This window comes from Pseudomonas sp. BJa3 (genome assembly GCF_026343815.1).
Taxonomy (GTDB): domain Bacteria; phylum Pseudomonadota; class Gammaproteobacteria; order Pseudomonadales; family Pseudomonadaceae; genus Aquipseudomonas; species Aquipseudomonas soli.
The window spans coordinates 1-264 of sequence record NZ_JAOXMC010000265.1 but is presented as its reverse complement, the minus strand read 5'-3'; the positions used below and the strand labels follow the sequence as shown (position 1 = coordinate 264).

The 264-nt window shown below is 67.8% G+C and carries 1 pseudogene; it reads left to right on the top strand.

Features of this window, described 5'->3' with window-relative positions:
* Nucleotides 1-264: pseudogene (locus OH705_RS27655) on the top strand (NdvB protein); the annotation flags it as partial.

Here is a 264-nt window from a genome sequence, read left to right as displayed (position 1 = left end):
CCGCGCGCGATGACGACGAGATCCGCCAGTTGCGCGCACGGCATCTATCGCTGGACGGTTTCGCTGACGCCCGGGACGCCAGCGCCGCGTACCTCGAAACCGGCGCAGGTTGCCTGCGCATCGAAACGCCGGACCCCTGGCTGGACGCGTTCGCCAACCACTGGCTGCCGCGGCAGGTGTTCTACCACGGCGACGTCAACCGCCTGACCACCGATCCGCAGACACGCAACTACCTGCAGGACCACATGGGCATGGGCTTCCTCC